Below are 18,739 nucleotides of genomic sequence, written 5' to 3'. Positions count from 1 at the left end.
TAGCGGCATATTCCCGTCATCCGGCAGCGCACGTTTTAGGCGGGCGAAAGTTCCAGCCCTTTGGAAATTCCTCCCCTGTAAGCGGAGGTGGCAGGGCGAAGCCCTGACGGAGGGGTGTCACACGCTCGACAGGGCAACACCCCTCCACCAGCTTCGCTGGTCCCCCTCCCCTTACAGGGGAGGAATAAAGGGTCTTACCGCCCCACCCAGTCGGAAACCTGCTGCGCGACCTGGTTGGCCGCCTGGTTCAGTGCGGGGCCGACGGTCGTGGCGTCGATCTTGCCGATCGGCACGCGCGCCTCGAAACGGCGCTTCTCGATGGTGGTCTGGCCATCGCGTTGCAGCGTGGCGTCGAAGATCACCAGCGCGTCACGCCGCATCGCATCCATGCCGAACTGGCGCAATTCACCGCCCAGCCGCGCCCCCGGATCACCGATCGAATCGCGCCCCGACAGCACCACCCGGCCCGCCCGCGCGGTCAGCGTATCGGCCATCAACCGCGCGAACAGCCGCGCGGGTGGCTCGGCCCATTGCGCATTCTTCACATAGGCGATGCTGGTCGGATTCTCCTGCACCGGCACCCGCGCCGTCGCCAGTTCCTGCGGCGACGACGGCACCTGGATGGTGATCGACCGGCCGGGCCCGGAATCCTGGGTCTGGCCGACCGCCGGAGCCGATTGCGACTGAAGCGTCAGCAGCGAGGGCGGCGGCTTGGCGCCGAAGCTGATGCAGCCAGCGAGCGGAAGCGATGCGAGCATCACGATCAGCGGAGTCTTCATGACGGTCCTCATCGGCATCCTCACTTGCCCTTATAGTCCGGCAGCTGCGGCTGCCCGATCAGCGCCCCGGCGCCCTGCTGGTCGACCTTTTCGGCGACCGCCGACAGCGACTGGGTCATCACGCGCAGGTCCTTCACCAGACGGTCCACCTCGGGCACGGTCTGCTTCGAGAAGGTCTGAAGGCCCGGCCGCGCGTCGCCGATCGCCGAATTGAGCGTATCCGCGCTCTTCTGGGCCGAGGCAATCGCCTTGTTCAGATTGGCCACGGTCGGCTTCACATCATCGGCCAGGATGCCGTTGGTGGTCGCCGCGAGTTGGCCGATCGACTGCGCCGCGTCGCCCGCCTGCTGGATCGCCACGCGGGTCTGGGCCAGCGTCGCGGCGATCTCCGGCCCGCGATCGGCGAGCGCATCGGTCAGGCGGTTGGTATTGTCGAGAATGCCTGCGATCGACGCCTGGTTGCGATCGGACAACAGCCCCGTAAGCCGCTCGGTCAGGGTCGACAGCCGCTCCAGCAACTGCGGCGCGGAGTTCAGGATCGCGCCGATACCGCCCTGCTTGGTCGGGATGACGGGCACGCCATACGGACAGATGGTCTTGTTCTCGGGCTGCGGGCAGGCGATCGGCGGGGCCCCTTTCCGCGCGCCGTCGAGCGAAATGGTGCTGGTGCCGGTGAAGCTGGCCGAGATCGAGGCGGTCGTCCCCTGCAGGATCGGCGTCTGGTCATTGACCGCGATGCGCACCCGCACGAACTGCGGATCGGGGCGCCACAGCGCGATCTCCTTCACCTGGCCCGAGGGCACGCCCGAATAGGTGACCGCCGAGCCCTTGGCCAGGCCGTCCACCGACTGACGGAAGAAGATGTCATATTCCCTCTCCGACGTGCCGCCCAACCGGGCGATCCAGACGGTGAAGATGGCCAGCACTGCGAGCAGGATCAGCACGACAGAGCCGACTAGGACGTGGTTCGAACGGGTTTCCATCAGCGTGTCCCTGCTTCGCCTCTCGCATGGGCATCGGCCTCACTACCTTGGGCTTGCCGGCCCGTGGCGTTGGCTTCGACTTCGGTGGGGTGGCGCGCGGCGTCGGCGTCCGCCGAACGGGGGCGGATGTCCGCGACCTCGTCCTTCGCGGCGATCGCGGCGCGACCGCGCGGCCCCTTGAAATATTCCTCGATCCACGGATGATCGAGCGCGATCAGTTCGTCGATCGTGCCAACCGCGATCACCTTCTTGTCGGCCAGCACCGCCACGCGGTCGCAAATCGCATAAAGCGTGTCGAGGTCGTGAGTGATGAGGAAGACGGTCAGCCCCAAGGTCTTCTGAAGCGATGCGATCAACTGATCGAACGCCGCCGCGCCGATCGGGTCGAGGCCTGCGGTCGGTTCGTCGAGGAACAGGAGTTCGGGGTCGAGCGCCAGCGCACGGGCGAGGCCTGCGCGCTTCTTCATGCCGCCCGACAGCTCGGCCGGATATTTCGGTCCCGCGTCGGCGGGGAGGCCGGTCATCACCACCTTGTAGGAGGCGATCTCGTCCATCAGCGCCTGGGGCAGTTCGCGATAGAATTCGCGCAGCGGCACCTCGACATTCTCGGCGACCGTCAGCGTCGAGAAGAGCGCCCCGCCCTGGAACAGCACGCCCCAGCGCTTGCGCACATTCACCGCCTCGGTCGCGTCACGGCCGATGGTCGGCTCGCCGAACACGGTGATGTCGCCCGCATCCGGGGTCTGGAGGCCGATGATCGTACGCATCAGCACCGACTTGCCGGTGCCCGACCCGCCGACCACGCCCAGAATCTCGCCCCGGCGCACGTCGAGGTCGAGCCCGTCGTGAATCACCTGCTCGCCGAAGCTGTTGCGCAGGCCCCGGACCTGGATCAGATGTTCGTCCTGCTCGGCCATCAATCCCATCCGATCCAGGTGAAGAAGACCGCGAAAAAGGCGTCGAGTACGATCACCAGGAAAATCGCCTGCACCACCGCCGCCGTGGTGCGCAGGCCGACCTGCTCGGCATCCGACTTGACCTGCATGCCCTGGAAACAGCCCGCGATCGCGATGATCGCGCCGAAGACGGGCGCCTTGATCAGGCCGACATAGAGGTCGGTGATCGGCACAACTTCGCGAATGCGCGCGATGAAGGTGACGGGCGGGATACCCAGCGACACCGCCGCGAGGAAACAGCCGCCGATCATCGCGATCAGCGACGAATAGAAGCCGAGCAGCGGCATCAGCGTCACCGCCGCCAGCGTGCGCGGCACGACCAGCGCCTCCATCGGCGACACGCCGATCACGCGCATCGCGTCGATCTCTTCGGTCAGCTTCATCGTGCCGAGCTGCGCGGCAAAGGCCGAGCCCGAACGCCCCGCGACCATGATCGCGGTCATCAGCACGCCGAGCTCACGCAGGGTCAGACGGCCGACCAGATTGATCGTGAACACCTCCGCGCCGAACTGACGCAGCTGCACCGCGCCCTGCTGTGCGATGACGATGCCAATCAGGAAGCTCATCAGACCAATGATCGCCAGCGCCGAGACGCCGACCGTCTCGAACTCATGCACCACCGCGTTGAAGCGGAAGCGGCGCGGGTGACGGATCACCGCCAGCCCCGCCAGCACCGTCGCCCCCATGAAGCCGAGCAGCCCGTACAGCGTCTGGAAGGCGGCGACGACGGCATCGCCCACCTCGCCCGCCACGCGCGCGAAGGGGCTGACCGGCTTGGGCCGCATCGCGACCGGCTGATCCGCCTCGATCACCTTGTCGATCAGATGGCGCTGGTCGTCGTTCAGCCCCTCGATCACCGCATCGTTGCGCGCGGCGAAGCGGTGGACCAGCCAGGCACCGACCGTGTCGATCCGATCGACCTGCGACAGGTCGAGCAATCGCACCGCCGCATCCTCGCGATCCAGCCGTTCGGGCAGGTCCCCCAGCGTCGCCAGCGACAGGCTGCCGGTGAAGCGCAAGGCTCCTCCGTCCGCCGCGTCGCGTTGATAATCGGCCTTGGCGTTCATCACCTGCCTCTTTGCGGGAAAGCGGGGGCATCGACAAGGCGCTTCGTTCCCGCGACGAATCGACTGGCGGCATTAATTAGACGACTGCGTGACGTTTTCATAGCAGGCGATCCAGCAGATGCAGGATCAGGCCGACGCTGCCGCCGACCAGCGTGCCGTTGATGCGGATATATTGCAGGTCGCGCCCCACCGCATTCTCCAGCCGCGAGGTGACGGTGTCGGCATCCCAGCCGCGCACCGTTTCCGACACCAGCTGAACGATGCCGTCGCCATAATCGGCCGCCACCCCGACCACCGCACGGCGGACGAAGCGATTGATCGTCGCCGTCAGCCGGGGATTGTCCTGCAACGTCTGGCCGAGCTGCCGCACCGCATCGCCCAGCCGTCCGGCGGTCACCGCCTGCGGATCGCGTGCCATGCGCAGCAGCGCCTCGCGCGCCTGTTCCCAAAGCCCGTCCAGCCAGCGCTGCATCGCTGGGTTGGCGATCAGCTCGGCCTTCAGCGCCTCCACCCGTTCGCGGGTGTGCGGATCATATTGCAGGTCCCAGGCCAGGCGATCGAGCCCTTCCTCGATCTTCTGGCGCAGCGGATGCTCGCGATCCTCGGCGACATCGTGGAGCAGCTTATGCAACCCGTCGATCAGCTTGTCGGCCAGCGTCTCGTCCAGCCCGGTCCAGCGCAGGATGGCCCCTGCCCGCTCATGCACCATCGTGCGGACGATCGTCTCATTCGCCTCCAGCGCCGAAGCCGCCCAGCGCAGGACGGAATCGAGCAAAGGCAGATGCCGCCCCTCGGCAATGCTGGCCTTCAGCAACTGGCCCAGGATCGGTGCCACCTCGGTCGCGCGCAGCCGGGCCCCGATACCCGCCTTGACCATGCCGCCCAGGCGCTGCGGGTCGAAGGCGGTTAGCATCTCGGCGAACAGGCGCGACGCACCGCGCCGGATGCGCCCGCCCTCCTGCGGCGGTTGCGCCAGCCAGCGGCCCGCCGCGCCCGCCATGTCGAGCCGGACCATGCGGCGCGCCACGACGCGCGGGATCAGGAAATTGGTGCGCAGGAAATTGGCAAGCGTGTCGCCGATCCGATCCTTGTTGCGCGGCACGATCGCGGTATGCGGGATCGGCAGGCCGAGCGGATGGCGGAACAAGGCGGTCACCGCGAACCAATCGGCCAGCCCGCCGACCATCGCAGCCTCGGCAAAGGCACGGACGAACCCCCAGGCGGGATGCACAGGCTGCAGCGCACGCGAGACGAGGAACAGCGCGGCCATCGTGACCAACAGCCCCGTCGCCACGACCCGCATCTTCCGCAGGGCGGCAGGAACGGTCTGGCTACCCCCCGATCGCATTGCGAGTTCCATCAATCAGGACAATTCGCGAAGGGCGGCTTTGTTCAAGCGGAATCTTTCCCCAGCGTAACGAAAGGGGGCGGATGATCCTCCCCTGCAAGGGGAGGTGGCAGTCCGCAGGACTGACGGAGGGGTGTCAACCTCTCGAGAACGGGACACCCCTCCGACGCGCTACGCGCGCCACCTCCCCTTACAGGGGAGGAAAATCGCCCCTCACTCCGCCGGATCATATCCCAGCTTGCCGGTGGCGGGCGGCAGCGCCGGGCCGCCCGTAGGCCCTTCGATCACCGGCCCGCCGCCCAGCTCGTCGCCGGGCTTATAGGTCAGCAACCGCTTGCCGAGGCGCGGGCCGATCCAGCGTTCGACGCCGACCGCCAGGCTGAACGCGGCGGGCACGATCAGCAGCGTGAGGATGGTCGACATGGCAAGCCCGCCGATCACCGTCACGCCCATCGGGCTGCGCCACGATCCGTCACCGCCCAGCGACAGTGCGGTCGGGATCATGCCTGCGACCATCGCGACCGTGGTCATCACGATCGGCTGGGCGCGCTTGTGTCCGGCGTCCAGCACCGCCTCATGGATCGGGACGCCCTTGGCGATCTCCTCCAGCGCGAAGTCGATCAACAGGATCGAGTTCTTGGCGACGATGCCCAGCAGCATCAGCAACCCGATATAGACCGGCAGCGACAGCGGATTGCCGGTGAAATACAGCGCCAGCAGCCCGCCCAAGGGCGCGAGCAGCAGCGAGGCCATGTTGACGAAGGGCGGCAGGAACCGGCGATAGAGCAGGACCAGCACCGCAAAGACCATGAAGATCGCCGAGATGATGGCGGTGAAGAAGTTCTTCATCATCTCCGCCTGCATCTTGGCCTGGCCCAGCACCATTTCGCTGACCCCCATGGGCAGGTTCTTCATGACCGGCAGGTCGTGGACCTTTTTCATCGCGTCGCCGCTGATGACGCCCTTGGCGAGGTCGGCGCCGACCGTCACCTGCCGCCGCTGGTTGACGCGGTCGATCTGGGTCGGCCCTGCGCCCAGACCGATATCGGCGACGACGCTCAAGGGCACCGAGCCGCCGGTCTGGGTCTGCACCGGCAGGTTCTGGATGGTCGACAGGCGCGCGCGAGCATTCTGGTCCAGTGCGACGCGGATCGGCACCTGACGATCCGACAGCGAGAAGCGCGCCGAATTCTGGTCGATATCGCCCAGCGTCGCGATGCGGATCGCGCTCGACAGTGCCTGCGTCGTCACGCCCAGATTGGCCGCGAGGTCGAGACGCGGGCGGATGACGATTTCCGGCCGGTCGAGATTGCCGACGATGCGCGGCGCGACGAGGCCGGGCAGCGTGCCCATCTGCTGGACGATCTTGTTCGCGGTATCACGCAGCACGGCGGGGTCATCACCGCCCAAGGTGATGGTCAGGTCACGCCCGCTCGACCCCCAGCCGAATTGCGACTGGAAGGTCACGCGCGCATCGGGGATCGCCGCCAGTTCGGGCGCCAGCGAGCGTTCGAAGTCGGTGCTCTTCATCGAGCGATCCTCCTTCAACGTCGCGACCACGCGGCCATTGCCGACGCCGGTGCGCGAATAGACCGATTCGACGTCCGGCTGCTTCTTCAGGAATTGCGCCACCTTCTTCACGACCAGATCGGTCTGGGCCAGCGTCGTGCCCGGCACCATCTCGATCTTGGCGACCGCCTGGTCATTGTCCTGCGGCGGCTGGAAGGTCTTGGGGATGATCGCGAACATCATCACGGTCAGCGCGAAGGCGCCGACGCCGATGCCGATCACCCACAGACGATGGTCGCGGAACCGTCCGGCGAAGCGGCGGAAAAACCCCCGTCGCACGCCGTCCGCCGGCCGGTCATAGCGCAGCGACCAGCGCAGCGTCGCCATATAGGCGTCCATCAGCTTGCCCTCGCCATGGCTGGCATGCCCCGCCGACTTCAGGAAATAGGCCGCGATCATCGGCGTGATGAGGCGTGCGACCGCCAGGCTCATCAGCACCGAGACGACGACGGTCAGGCCGAAATTTTTGAAATACTGGCCCGGAACACCCGGCATCAGCGCGACGGGCAGGAACACCGCGACGATCGCCATGGTGGTGGCGAGCACCGCCAGGCCGATCTCGTCCGCCGCGTCGATCGACGCCTGATAGGCGGATTTGCCCATGCGCATGTGCCGGACGATATTCTCGATCTCCACGATCGCGTCGTCGACCAGCACGCCCGCCACCAGGCTGAGCGCCAGCAGCGTCATCTGGTTCAGCGTGAAGCCCAGCAGGTCCATGAACCAGAAGGCGGGGATCGCCGACAGCGGAATGGCCAGCGCCGAGATCACCGTCGCACGCCAGTCGCGCAGGAAGATGAAGACGACGATGACCGCCAGCACCGCGCCCTCGATCATCGCATGGATGGCGCTTTCATATTGCTGCTCGGTATATTTCACGCTGTTCGAGCGGAGGACGAACTTCACCTCCGGATTGCGCTTTTCCAGCGCCTTCAGCTTTTCGACCGCGCCGTTGAAGACGCTGACGTCCGAGGCGCCCTTGGCGCGCTGAAAGTCGAAGCTGATGACCTGGCGCCCATCGACCGCCGCCTGCGAACGCTGTTCGGCATAGAGGTCGCGCACGGTCGCGATGTCGGCCAGCCGCACCGTCCGGCCGCCGCGCACGTTGATCTGGGTCTGGCCCAGATCATAGGCGTTGCGGGCATTGCCCAGCACGCGGACCGCCTGTTCGGTGCCCGCAATCTCGGCGCGACCACCGGCGGCGTTCAAATTGGTCATGCGAAGCTGCGCATTGACCTCGCTGGCGGTCAGGCCCTGCGCCTGCAATTTCAGCGGATCGAGGATCACGCGGATTTCGCGGGTCACGCCGCCGTTGCGGATGACCTTGGACAGGCCCGGAACCGACAACAGCTCCTTGGTGACGTTATTGTCGATATACCAGCTGAGCTGTTCGGGCGTCATGTTGGACGCGATCGCCGAATAGCTGGCCAGGTCGTTGTCGGTCGAATCGACGCGGATGACCTGCGGCTCGAGAATGCCGTCGGGCAGCATCGAGCGAATTTGGGTGATCGCATCGCGCGCATCGCTGACCGCGCGGTCGATCGGCGTGCCGATGTCGAGCTGGACCAGCGTCTGCGACGTGCCCTCGGTCACGGTCGAGGTGATCTGGTCGACGCCCTGAAGGTTCCGCAACGCCGCCTCGACCCGCTGGGTGACCTGCGTCTCCAGTTCGGTCGGCGCCGCACCCGGCTGGTTCACGACGACCACGACGATCGGGAAATCGATATCGGGGTCGTTGTTCACATCCATCCGCATGAAGCTGACGATCCCCGCCAGCGTCAGCGCGACGAACAGGACGATCGGCGGAACGGGGTTCCGGATCGCCCAGGCGGAGATGTTGCGGAAACTCATGTTACTTGGCCTCCTGGCCGCCAAGGATCGGGTGGACCTGCTGTCCGACCGCCAGGAAGCCGCCTGCCGAGCGTACCACCCGCTCGGTCCCGTTCAGGCCCGAGGCGATGGTCACGCCATCGTCCGACACCTGCCCGATCTTGATGTTGCGGCGCGCGACCTTGTCGTCGGGGCCGACGATATACACGAAACTGCCCTTGTCGTCGCTCTGGATCGCCGAGTCCGGCAACACCGGCGCATGCCCCGCGCCGCCGCGGATCGTCGCCGCCGCAAAGCCGCCGGGACGCAGTTCGGGGCTGTAGGACAGGGCGATCCGCGCCACACCCTGACGGGTCTGCGGGTCGATGACCGGCGACACCTGCCACACCTCGCCCTTGAAGCTCTTGTCGCCGCCGACCGGGGTCACGGTGGCGGGCGAGCCGACGGTCAGGCCGACCAGATCCGATTCGGCCAACTGCGCGCGCAGCTCCATCTGGCCGCCCATCGCCATGCGGAACAGCACGCCCGAGCCCGAGCTGACGATCTGGCCCGGCTCGGCGGCGCGGGTCAGGATCAGGCCTTCGGCCGGCGCGCGAATGTCGAGGCGGCCGTTGCGCGCCTGCGCCTCGCGGAAGGTCGCCTGTGCCGCGCGGACGCGGGCGGCGGCGGCATCGCGGGTCGCGGTGCGGCGCTGGAGATCGGCCTTGGAGATGAAGCCGCGATCGACCAGCTGCTGGGCGCGGTCCAGTTCGGCCTGCGCGATCTGCTGGTCCGACTGGGCGACCGCGACCTGCGCGTTCAGGGCCGAGGCGGTCTGGGTCTGGACCGAGCGGTCGACCGTCGCCAGCACCTGGCCCGCACGGACCCACTGGCCCGGCTCGACCAGGACGCGGGTGATCATGCCCCCCTCGCCCGCGACGCCGACCGGCATCTCACGGCGCGCAGCCAGCGTACCGGTGGCGGAGATCACGCGGCTGACCGTCTGCTGACCGGGGATGACGACGGTGATGTTGGGCACCTGGGTTCCCGCACCCGCGCCTTGCGCCGCCTCATGCTTCTTGGGCGCGAACAGGACCCAGCCTGCCAGCGCCAGCACGATCACCGCCGCGACGATCCAGATCCAGCGCCTGCGCGGTGCGGACACCGGCCCCTCCAGCCCCAGATGCTGGCTGCCACCGATCGCCCCCGTCTCGTAATTCATGTTCGTCATCGATCCCCGAACCGCATCCATCGTGCGCATATTGCCCTACGGGATGCGCGCATTCCTGCTGTGTTATAGAAATATAGCACACCACTCAAGTCTCTTTGTTAAGCGGGAATTGCGGCGGCTCCAAGGTCGGCGCGATGCGTTCATCACCTGTTTTGCCACAAGGCGTCAAAGCCTTGAGCCATCATCACAAAGGGAGATGTCGATGAACAAGATACTACTCATGGCCGCCTTGGCCCCCGTCGCGGTCGCGCCGATGACCGCGATCGCCCAGACCGCGTCCCCCACCACGGTCGAACCGCTGATCCCCGCCGCCGGGGCGGTACTGGACGTCTCGGCCGAGGGGCGCACGACCCGCGTGCCCGACGTGGCGACGATTCGCGCCGGGGTGGTCAGCCAGGGCGCGACCGCCGCCGCCGCGCTGTCCGACAATGCCCAGCGTATGGCGCGGGTGCTGGCGGCGGTGAAGCGCGCTGGTGTCGCCGACCGCGACATCCAGACCGCGACCGTGCAGCTCCAGCCGCAATATCGCTATGGCGAGAATGTGCCCCCGGCGATCACCGGCTATCAGGCGACCAACACGATCAGCGTCCGCTTCCGCGACATCGCCAAGTCGGGCAGCGTGCTCGACGCCCTGGTCGCGCAGGGGGCCAACCAGATCGACGGACCCAATCTGTCGATCGACAAGCCCGACGCCGCGCTCGACGAGGCACGCACCGATGCGATTCAGCGCGCCCGCGCACGGGCCGAGCTTTACGCCAAGGCGGCGGGCCTACGCGTCGCCCGCATCGTGTCAATCACCGAGAATGGCGCGGATGCGGGCGGCCCTCAACCGCCGATGATGCTCCGCGTCCAGGCGATGCGCGCCGACGCGATGGAAAAGACCAGCATCGCGCCGGGCGAGCGCGACGTGACCGTCAATGTCTCGGTCCGCTTCCTGCTGAACTGATCCTGCCCCGCCCCCGTGGCCGATGCGCTGCGGGGGTACCTTCTGTTACGACACCATACCCGAACATGGAAAAGGCCGCCCGGTCTTCCCGGACGGCCCTTTCGGCTCCGCTCTGAGCGTATCGAGTGCTTAGCGCACCCGACCGCGACGAACGAGGTTCACGATCGCCAGCAGGACGACGGCGCCCAGCAGCGAAACGAGGAACGAGGTCAGCGTCAGACCGGCATTGTTGATCGAACCGCCTGCAAAGATCAGGCCGCCGATGAATGCGCCGACGACGCCGACGACGATGTTCAGGAAGATGCCCTGCTGGGCATCAGTGCGCATGATGATGCTGGCCAGCCAGCCAATGACACCACCGACGATAAGCCACAGGATAATACCCATTGTCTTTCCCTCCGTTGGGCCCGCGAGCGGGACACGGGGGAAAGACGTGCGATACCGGTTATTGTTCCGTGGCCGTACCGGCAATTCGATGAAGCGTTGGATGTGTCAACAAGGGCTTTGGGGAAAATTCGGCGATGGGAGGGGCGGTCAGTATTTCTGCTGGCGTTCGTAGAGCGAGCGGTAATGCTGGATGCGGGTGACGCGCAGGCCCGGCATCCCCGAACGGTCAATCGCACGCTGCCACCCGGCGAATTCCTCGACGGTCAGGCCATAGCGGTCGCACACCTCGTCGACCGACAGCAGTCCGCCATTGACGGCCGCCACCACCTCCGCCTTGCGACGGACGACCCAGCGGGTGGTGCTGGGCGGGGGCAGGGTTTCGAGCGTCAGCGGTTCGCCGAGCGGCCCGATTACCTTGGCAGGGCGGATCTTCTGGTTCTCGATCATCATGCAACCTCGTCGGGGCTCCCTACCCCATGTCGTCTATGGGACCGCTCTACCATGGGCCCTTGAACATCACCTAAAATCGAAAGGTTAACGGGTCATTCATTCCTTTTCCACCCCGACAGGGCCTTGGCCATCGTACCGTTGAACGCACCGTCGAGCGGCGCGAACAGGATCGGATCGGGCGATACGCGGGCGAACCCGGCCTGCACCGCGGCAGTCGGGCTCGCCGCCTGTCGGGCGGTCGCACCGACCATCAGCACGGCCAGGTCCGGCGGCAGCACCGTCAGTTCGGTATCCCGATCGAAACGGTTGAAACTCAGATCCAAAAGCGCGGTCCAATCCCGGTGGGTGAGCGCCCCTTTTATCGGCGGGATATGAAAGCCGGGTAAAGGCCCGAAAGCATTCCGCCCTTTTTACGCGGCTCGGCATGCGCCATGATCCTGCCGAAACAGGAAAATTTCCGCCTTTTTGCATGACGCGCGCGAAAGGCGTATGGGAAAGCGCATGGAGCAGATGGTGGACTTTCAGCTTGGGGGCGATCCCCGAGCCAAGCGGATCGTGGTCGCGATGTCGGGCGGCGTCGACAGCTCGGTCGTGGCCGCGCTTGCCCATGCCACGGGGGCCGAGACGATCGGCGTCACCCTGCAACTCTATGACCATGGCGAGGCGGTGGGTCGCGCGGGCGCGTGCTGCGCCGGGCGCGATATCCGCGACGCGCGCGCGGTGTGCGATCGCCTCGGCATCGCCCATTATGTCTTCGACCATGAGGACAGTTTCCGGACCCAGGTGGTCGACCGCTTCGCCGACGAATATCTGGCCGGGCGCACGCCGATCCCCTGCGTCCAGTGCAATATGGGGCCGAAATTCACCGACCTGCTGAAGCTGGCGCGCGATCTGGGCGCGGACTGTCTGGCGACCGGCCATTATGTCCGCCGAGTGGAAGGCGCGCGCGGTGCGGAGTTGCATCGCGGGGCCGATCCGGCGCGCGACCAGAGCTATTTCCTGTTCGCCACGACCCAGGGCCAGCTCGACTTCCTGCGCTTCCCGCTGGGCGCTCTCCCGAAGTCGCGGGTGCGTGAGATCGCCGCCGAACTGTCCTTGAGCGTCGCGGCCAAGCCCGACAGCCAGGACATCTGCTTCGTCCCCGATGGCGACTATGCAGGCCTCGTCAAAAAATTGCGTCCGGAATCGGATACGCGCGGCGATATCGTCGATCTGTCGGGCGCCAAGCTGGGCGAGCATCGCGGCCTGATTCACTATACGGTGGGCCAGCGGCGCGGGCTGGAGATCGGCGGCAGCCCCGAGCCGCTCTATGTCGTCCGGCTGGAGCCCGACACCAAGCGCGTCGTCGTCGGCCCGCGCACCGCGCTGGCGGTCGAGGCGGCCCGGCTGACCGGCATGAACGTGCTGGGTCCGCTGGATGGCCCGCTCTTCGCCAAGGTCCGCTCCATGGCCAAGCCGGTCCCTGCGCGCATGATCGGTGACCGGCTGGTCTTCGACGCGCCCGAATATGGCGTGTCGCCGGGCCAGGCGGCGGTCCTGTATGACGGCGACCGGTTGCTGGGCGGCGGCTGGATCGCGGAGACCGAGGCGGCACGCATCGCCGCCTGAGGCGTTGATCCGGGCATGACCGCCCCGACCCTCGAAGACCTTCGCCGCCAGATGGAAGCCGCCGCCGAACGCCTCGATTTCGAGGAAGCGCGGGCTCTACGCGACCGGATCAACCTGTTGCGCGGCGGCGCGGAGGATGTCGCGGTCGACACCAGCGGCCTGACCCGCCAACAACCCGGCAGCATGGGCCTGGGCACCAGCCAGTCCCGCCCCCAACGTCCCGAAGGCTGGGTGCCGCCCAAAAAGCCCGACCCTATGACCAAGGGGCGCGGGCGACGTCAGGGTTAGCGGCTCGGAGACGTCAGGGGCGTTCACCTGCTCGTAGCAATCTCTGCGGAAGCCAGTCGTCGATCACGCGCAGAGTCGCCGGATCGGAGATCGGCCATCCAGCATAGTCCTTCTTCCCCGAAAACGTCGTGACGAGTGGTTTGAAGCCATGTTCGACATCTGGCATCTCGACGATCATGGCGTCGTGATTATTCGCAAGGGCGCGCCGCGCTTCAGGCATACTGAGCGCCGTGGAGACCGTCGTGTCGTTCGCGGCATAGATGGCGAGCACCGGCGCCTTGACCTGCGCGAGATTGGCATTGGCGGCAACCGTATAGAGCGATGAAGTAGCAGGCTCGCCCAAGGTCTTGACGGCGCCGTCCGCCAGATCGGCGCGCCAGCCCGCCGCAACAAAGGATTGAACGACCGCGCCACGTCGCGCAGCGATGGTGTTCGCCGAACCACCTCCCGTCAGGGCGTCTAGGTAAAGCCGCGTCGCTTCCACCACATGCTCCGCCGCCTTGGCATCCATCCCGCTTGCCGTCAGCTTGACTCGCATCCCATCCAGAAACATCTGCCCGCGCTGCCCCGCCGGTGCCGCCAGCAGAACGAGCGCCACGACCGGAGGATCTTCGACCGCGAGCGCAGGTGCAATCACCGCTCCCTGGCTCAGGCCCAGAATGGCGATCCTGTCGGTATCGATCACGTCGGATCGCGACCGCAGATAGAGCAGCGCCGCGCGGGCATCCTGCCGAGCGACATCGATCGCGTCCTGAAACGTGCCGGTCGACCGGCCCACACCGCGCTTGTCAAAGCTGAAAGTCGCGATCCCTTTTGCATTCAATTGCGCTTCCAGCAGGGGATAGATGCCATGAGGAGAAGCCCCCCCGCCACCCAGCAAAAGAACGATCGGAGGACGTTGCGAGGACTTGGCCGGGAGATGCAACTCACCTGCCAGAACCACGCCGGGCGTTGACCGGATATGCGCCTGCTCCACCCGAACATTCGCAGTGTCGGGCGTCGGAAGGGCGGCAAACGCCGCACCAGGGAGGGACAGAACGAGGCTTGTCAGTAAAACACCTGCCAGATGCCTCGATCGTCCCATGGAGCCCTCCCCGTATCACCGGCAGTCTGCCCCGCGATGACGCCACAGGCAATGGCGATGCAACCTTTCACCCCCGCACCGCAAACGCTCCGCGATATTCCGGCTTCACCGCCCCAATGACAGCCCGCGTGACCGGCAACGTCACCTCATAGGCCCCCTCGGCATAGGAGCCCGCAACATAAGGATCGGCAATCAGTCCGATCCGGTCGATCGCGCGGCCATTGGTCGAACCCAGCAGCAATGTCAGGTCCTTGACCGGTGGGCACACGTTCATCGACGACACATCGCCCTGATTGCGCTTCAACTGCTCGGCCTTGAGCCTGGCGCAATAATCGGTGCGGATCGCCGACTGGAGCGCGGGCAGCGACGTAAACACCGCCTTGGGGTCCAGCCGCCGCCCCTTCGCCTTGTCCCAGACCAAGCCATAGGAGGCGGGCGAACCATGCGCGCCGCCGGTGAAATTATAGCTGTCGGCCGACAGGCTCAGGAAGCGTGGCGTGTCGGTCACGACCTTCCACGTCTTTTCAAAGGAATAGCGATTATAGGGATAGCCCGACTTCCGCGCCTCGCGACGCCCCTCCGCCCCGTCGCGCGCAGTCTTCGCCTGGATGCGCGTGCGCTCGGCGTCGAGCCACGCCTTCAGCCCCGCGATCCGCGCGGCGGCGGCGGGATAGGCGTAACGGAATTCATAGTCCGCGGTCTTGGCCTCGCGCGTCACGAGCTGCGCCATCGCCGGACCGGCAGCACCAAGCAAAGCCAGCGCGATCATTACCTTACGCATCATCCGTCTCCCCTCAACCCGGCAAATCTGGACCAGACGGGCTGTACGGCCGATGACTGGCGGAGTTCCGCTTGCCGCGCCGCCGATGCGAACATATATCGAACAGATGGCGCAACTCGATACCCGTGAGAAGCTGGCGATCCTGGCGGACGCCGCGAAATATGACGCCTCCTGCGCGTCGTCGGGCACGGCGAAACGCGACAGTCGCGACGGCAAGGGGATCGGTTCGACCGAGGGGATGGGCATCTGCCATGCCTATGCGCCCGATGGCCGCTGCATCTCGCTGTTGAAGATCCTGCTGACGAACAGTTGCATCTTCGACTGCCATTATTGCATCAACCGCAAATCCTCGAACGTCCGCCGCGCGCGCTTCACCGCGCCGGAGGTGGTGAACCTCACCCTCGCCTTTTACCGGCGCAATTATATCGAGGGGCTGTTCCTCTCCTCGGGCATCATCAAGTCCTCCAACTACACGATGGAGCAGATCGTCGAGGTCGCGCGGTCCTTACGCGAGGATCACGGCTTTCGTGGCTATATCCATCTGAAGACCATTCCTGACGCCGATCCCGAACTGGTGCGGCTGGCGGGCGTCCATGCCGACCGCGTGTCAATCAATGTCGAATTGCCCACGGTCGGCGGGCTGCGGCGCCTCGCACCGGAGAAGGACGCGGCACGGATCGAGGGCGCGATGGCCGATGTGAAGACCGCGATCGAGGATCGGACGGACGCGGCCAAGAAGTACAAGTCCGCCCCCGGCTTTGCACCTGCGGGTCAGTCGACCCAGATGATCGTCGGCGCCGATGCCGCGACCGACCGCGACATCGTCGGGCGCGCGGCGACGCTCTATGACCGGTTTTCCTTACGCCGCGTCTATTATTCGGCGTTCAGCCCGATCCCCGACGCCTCCGCGGTGCTGCCGCTGCAACGCCCGCCGCTGATGCGCGAGCATCGGCTGTACCAGTCCGACTGGCTGATGCGCTTCTATGACTATCAGCCACGCGAGGTTGCGGCGGCGGCGGACGAGGCGACGGGGATGCTGCCGCTCGACATCGATCCCAAGCTCGCCTGGGCGCTGAAATTCCGCCAGAACTTCCCGGTCGATGTGAACCGCGCGCCGCGCGAGATGCTGCTGCGCGTGCCGGGGCTGGGCGTTAAAGCCGTGGACCGGATCATCGCCAGCCGCAAATGGCGCAAGCTGCGCCTGGAGGATGTCGGGCGGCTGACCGTGTCGATCGCCAAGCTTCGCCCCTTCCTGATCGCCGAGGACTGGCGCCCGGTCGCGCTGGCCGAGCGCGCGGATTTGAAGCCGCTGGTCAAGCCCCGCGCCAAGCAGCTCGAACTCTTCGGCTGAGTGAGAGTGACTCGCGGGTGAAACGGGTGTGACGCTCCGCCGTTGGACGCGCGAAGGAGACAGGGCCATGGCCACCGCCGATATCTATGCCGATCTGAAGCGCGACCACGACAAGCAGCGCAAGATGCTGAAGCAACTCGCGGAACTGAAAGGCGACAGCGCCAAGCGCAAGACGCTGTTCGAAACCTTCCGCATCGAAATCCAAAGCCATGCGGCCGCCGAGGAAGAGTCGCTCTACGCCACCATGCTGGGTGAACCCGAGCTGCGCGACGATGCGCGCCATTCGGTGTCCGAGCATAAGGAGATCGACGATCTGCTCGGCGAGATGATGGACCTCGACTTCGCATCGGACGAATGGGAATCGAAATTCTTCCACATGCGCCATCGTTATGAGCATCATATCGATGAGGAAGAGGAAGAGATGTTCCCGGCGGCCGAGAAGGAACTCGATGACGCGACGGAGGAGAAGCTCGCCGAGATTTACGAGACGCGCAAACCCATCGAGGCCAAGGAGGCCAAGGCCAACCCGCCGGGCGGCGACGAGCGCGATTGATTTGGACTATTCGCCAATTCCTCCCCTTTGAGGGGAGGTGGCAGGCCGAAGGCCTGACGGAGGGGTGTCGCCTTCTCGATAGCGGGACACCCCTCCACCAGCTTCGCTGGTCCCCCTCCCCTTGCAGGGGAGGAATATTGGGGGCCCCATGCGCATCATAACCCTTCCCGCCCCTGACGACTTCGACGCTTGGCGCGACGCCGCGCGCGGGCTGATTGCCGACAGTGTGCCGCCCGATCAGGTCGTCTGGCAGGTCGGCACGCAGGCCGCCGACCTGTTCGGCGCGGTCGCCGACGAAGCCCCCGCGACGAACGCCCCCCGCTTCACCGTCTCGCGCGCCTTCATCGACCTTGCGCGCAGCGTCATCCTGTCGAACGACCCGGAGCGGTTCGCGCTGCTTCACACCGCGCTCGACCGGTTGCGCAGGCAACCCCGGCTGATCGAGGATCAGGCCGATCCGCTGGTCCGCCGCCTCGACCGGCTGGCCAAGGCGGTGCGGCGCGATATCCACAAGATGCGCGCCTTTCTGCGTTTCCGCGAAACCGAGGATGATGACGGCCCGCGCTATGTCGCCTGGTTCGAGCCCGAGCATCATATCGTGCGCGCCAATGCGGCTTTTTTCGTCAACCGCTTCACCACGATGCGCTGGTCGATCCTGACGCCGGAGGTCTCGCTCCATTGGGACGGCAAGACGCTGGTGGAAGGTCCCGGTGCCAGCAAGGCGGACGCGCCGGAGAGCGATCCGACCGAGGCGGTGTGGAAGACCTATTATGCCAGCATCTTCAATCCCGCCCGCGTGAAGATCGGCGCGATGCTGAAGGAGATGCCGCGCAAATACTGGAAAAACATGCCGGAAACCGCGTTGGTTTCGGCATTGATCGCAGGCGCGCAGGCACGGGAGACGGGCATGATCGATACCGCCAAGGTAGATGTGCGAAGCGGGCGCGGCGGCAATGCGCAAGCGGCCTGGGCGGCACTACGCGACGAGGCGATGGGCTGCACCCGCTGCCCGCTTCATGCGCCCGCGACGCAGACGGTGTTCGGCGAGGGCCCGGTCGACGCCGCACTGATGTTCGTCGGCGAACAGCCCGGCGACCAGGAGGATCTGGCGGGCCATCCTTTTGTCGGACCCGCAGGACAGGTCTTCGACCGCGCGGTGGCGGAGGCCGGGATCGACCGCGCGACGACCTACGTCACCAATGCAGTCAAGCATTTCAAATTCGAGCCGCGCGGCAAACGCCGCATCCACAGTTCCCCCAATGCGGGCGAGATTCAGGCCTGCCGCTGGTGGGTCGAGCAGGAACGCCTGCTGATCCAGCCCCGTGTGACGGTGGCGCTCGGCGCAACGGCGGCGCGTTCCCTGTTGGGCAAGGTCATGACGATCGGTCGCGAACGCGGCAAGGCGCTGCCCCTGCCCGATGGCGGCACCGCCTTCATCACCGTCCATCCCAGCTATCTGTTGCGCCTGCCCGATCCGGCGGCGAAGGAGGTCGAATATGCCCGGTTCGTCGAGGATTTGAAGCTGGCGGCGGGGGCGCTCGGATAGGCG

General features: G+C 66.2%; 18 protein-coding genes. 6 read left to right on the top strand and 12 right to left on the bottom strand.

Features of this window, described 5'->3' with window-relative positions; all coding sequences use genetic code 11:
* Nucleotides 1-194: 194 nt before the first annotated feature.
* From U1H82_RS15430 to U1H82_RS15400, 7 genes are all read right to left on the bottom strand, one after another.
* Complete coding sequence (locus tag U1H82_RS15430) at nt 195-779, bottom strand: ABC-type transport auxiliary lipoprotein family protein (protein WP_322965814.1); 585 nt, start codon at nt 777-779, stop codon at nt 195-197.
* A gap of 20 nt (nt 780-799) precedes the next feature.
* Entirely contained in the window at nt 800-1,762 is a 963-nt protein-coding gene (locus U1H82_RS15425; protein ID WP_322965813.1) for an MlaD family protein, read from the bottom strand.
* Nucleotides 1,762-2,688 (bottom strand): ABC transporter ATP-binding protein, encoded by a 927-nt coding sequence (locus tag U1H82_RS15420; RefSeq protein ID WP_375339543.1) that lies wholly within the window; start codon nt 2,686-2,688, stop codon nt 1,762-1,764. Before U1H82_RS15420 ends, U1H82_RS15425 begins: the two co-directional genes overlap by 1 nt.
* Entirely contained in the window at nt 2,679-3,785 is a 1,107-nt protein-coding gene (locus U1H82_RS15415; RefSeq protein ID WP_322965811.1) for an ABC transporter permease, read from the bottom strand. The genes U1H82_RS15420 and U1H82_RS15415 overlap by 10 nt, the downstream gene beginning before the upstream one ends.
* Nucleotides 3,786-3,882: 97 nt before the next feature.
* Nucleotides 3,883-5,088, bottom strand: a complete 1,206-nt coding sequence (locus U1H82_RS15410; protein ID WP_375339545.1) for a DUF445 domain-containing protein — start codon at nt 5,086-5,088, stop codon at nt 3,883-3,885.
* Nucleotides 5,089-5,346: 258 nt separating this feature from the next.
* Nucleotides 5,347-8,553, bottom strand: coding sequence for an efflux RND transporter permease subunit (locus U1H82_RS15405; protein ID WP_322965809.1), 3,207 nt, complete (start codon nt 8,551-8,553; stop codon nt 5,347-5,349).
* Between the two features lies 1 nt (nt 8,554).
* Nucleotides 8,555-9,733 carry an efflux RND transporter periplasmic adaptor subunit gene (locus U1H82_RS15400; protein WP_322965893.1) on the bottom strand — a complete coding sequence of 393 codons (1,179 nt, stop codon included), beginning with the start codon at nt 9,731-9,733 and terminating at the stop codon, nt 8,555-8,557.
* Nucleotides 9,734-9,938: 205 nt separating this feature from the next.
* Between U1H82_RS15400 and U1H82_RS15395 the strand changes: the two genes are divergently transcribed.
* On the top strand, nt 9,939-10,688 hold the full coding sequence (locus U1H82_RS15395; RefSeq protein ID WP_322965808.1) for an SIMPL domain-containing protein: 750 nt from the start codon (nt 9,939-9,941) through the stop codon (nt 10,686-10,688).
* Between the two features lie 129 nt (nt 10,689-10,817).
* Here the strand turns inward: U1H82_RS15395 and U1H82_RS15390 are convergent, their stop codons facing one another.
* The 3 genes from U1H82_RS15390 to U1H82_RS15380 all read right to left on the bottom strand — a co-directional run bounded on the left by U1H82_RS15390 (nt 10,818) and on the right by U1H82_RS15380 (nt 11,848).
* On the bottom strand, nt 10,818-11,075 hold the full coding sequence (locus tag U1H82_RS15390) for a GlsB/YeaQ/YmgE family stress response membrane protein (RefSeq protein WP_042483991.1): 258 nt from the start codon (nt 11,073-11,075) through the stop codon (nt 10,818-10,820).
* A gap of 147 nt (nt 11,076-11,222) precedes the next feature.
* Complete coding sequence (gene sciP / locus U1H82_RS15385) at nt 11,223-11,522, bottom strand: CtrA inhibitor SciP (RefSeq protein ID WP_037569132.1); 300 nt, start codon at nt 11,520-11,522, stop codon at nt 11,223-11,225.
* 95 nt (nt 11,523-11,617) lie between these two features.
* A complete protein-coding gene (locus U1H82_RS15380) occupies nt 11,618-11,848 on the bottom strand; it encodes a hypothetical protein (RefSeq protein ID WP_322965807.1) in 231 nt (76 codons plus the stop codon).
* 187 nt (nt 11,849-12,035) lie between these two features.
* Between U1H82_RS15380 and mnmA the strand changes: the two genes are divergently transcribed.
* Nucleotides 12,036-13,133 (top strand): tRNA 2-thiouridine(34) synthase MnmA, encoded by a 1,098-nt coding sequence (mnmA, locus tag U1H82_RS15375; RefSeq protein ID WP_322965892.1) that lies wholly within the window; start codon nt 12,036-12,038, stop codon nt 13,131-13,133.
* A gap of 15 nt (nt 13,134-13,148) precedes the next feature.
* Nucleotides 13,149-13,421: a UvrB/UvrC motif-containing protein gene (locus U1H82_RS15370; protein WP_322965806.1), complete on the top strand. Its 273-nt coding sequence runs from the start codon at nt 13,149-13,151 to the stop codon at nt 13,419-13,421.
* Nucleotides 13,422-13,434: 13 nt separating this feature from the next.
* On the opposite strand, the gene U1H82_RS15365 is transcribed toward U1H82_RS15370, so the two are convergent.
* A complete protein-coding gene (locus U1H82_RS15365; protein ID WP_322965805.1) occupies nt 13,435-14,397 on the bottom strand; it encodes an alpha/beta hydrolase in 963 nt (320 codons plus the stop codon).
* 175 nt (nt 14,398-14,572) lie between these two features.
* Nucleotides 14,573-15,286 (bottom strand): DUF4163 domain-containing protein, encoded by a 714-nt coding sequence (locus U1H82_RS15360; RefSeq protein WP_322965804.1) that lies wholly within the window; start codon nt 15,284-15,286, stop codon nt 14,573-14,575.
* Between the two features lie 106 nt (nt 15,287-15,392).
* Here U1H82_RS15360 and U1H82_RS15355 point away from each other — a divergent pair, with 106 nt between their 5' ends.
* The 3 genes from U1H82_RS15355 (at nt 15,393) to U1H82_RS15345 (ending at nt 18,736) form a co-directional block, all read left to right on the top strand.
* A complete protein-coding gene (locus tag U1H82_RS15355; protein WP_322965891.1) occupies nt 15,393-16,637 on the top strand; it encodes a putative DNA modification/repair radical SAM protein in 1,245 nt (414 codons plus the stop codon).
* A 67-nt stretch (nt 16,638-16,704) separates the two neighbouring features.
* A complete protein-coding gene (locus tag U1H82_RS15350) occupies nt 16,705-17,190 on the top strand; it encodes a hemerythrin domain-containing protein (protein ID WP_322965803.1) in 486 nt (161 codons plus the stop codon).
* A gap of 148 nt (nt 17,191-17,338) precedes the next feature.
* Complete coding sequence (locus tag U1H82_RS15345; protein ID WP_322965802.1) at nt 17,339-18,736, top strand: UdgX family uracil-DNA binding protein; 1,398 nt, start codon at nt 17,339-17,341, stop codon at nt 18,734-18,736.
* Nucleotides 18,737-18,739: the final 3 nt, after the last annotated feature.

Origin of the sequence: Sphingomonas fuzhouensis, assembly GCF_034659795.1 — a bacterium.
GTDB lineage: Bacteria > Pseudomonadota > Alphaproteobacteria > Sphingomonadales > Sphingomonadaceae > Sphingomonas > Sphingomonas fuzhouensis.
The sequence above is the reverse complement of the archived record's forward strand: the minus strand, read 5'-3'. Positions and strand labels throughout refer to the sequence as shown.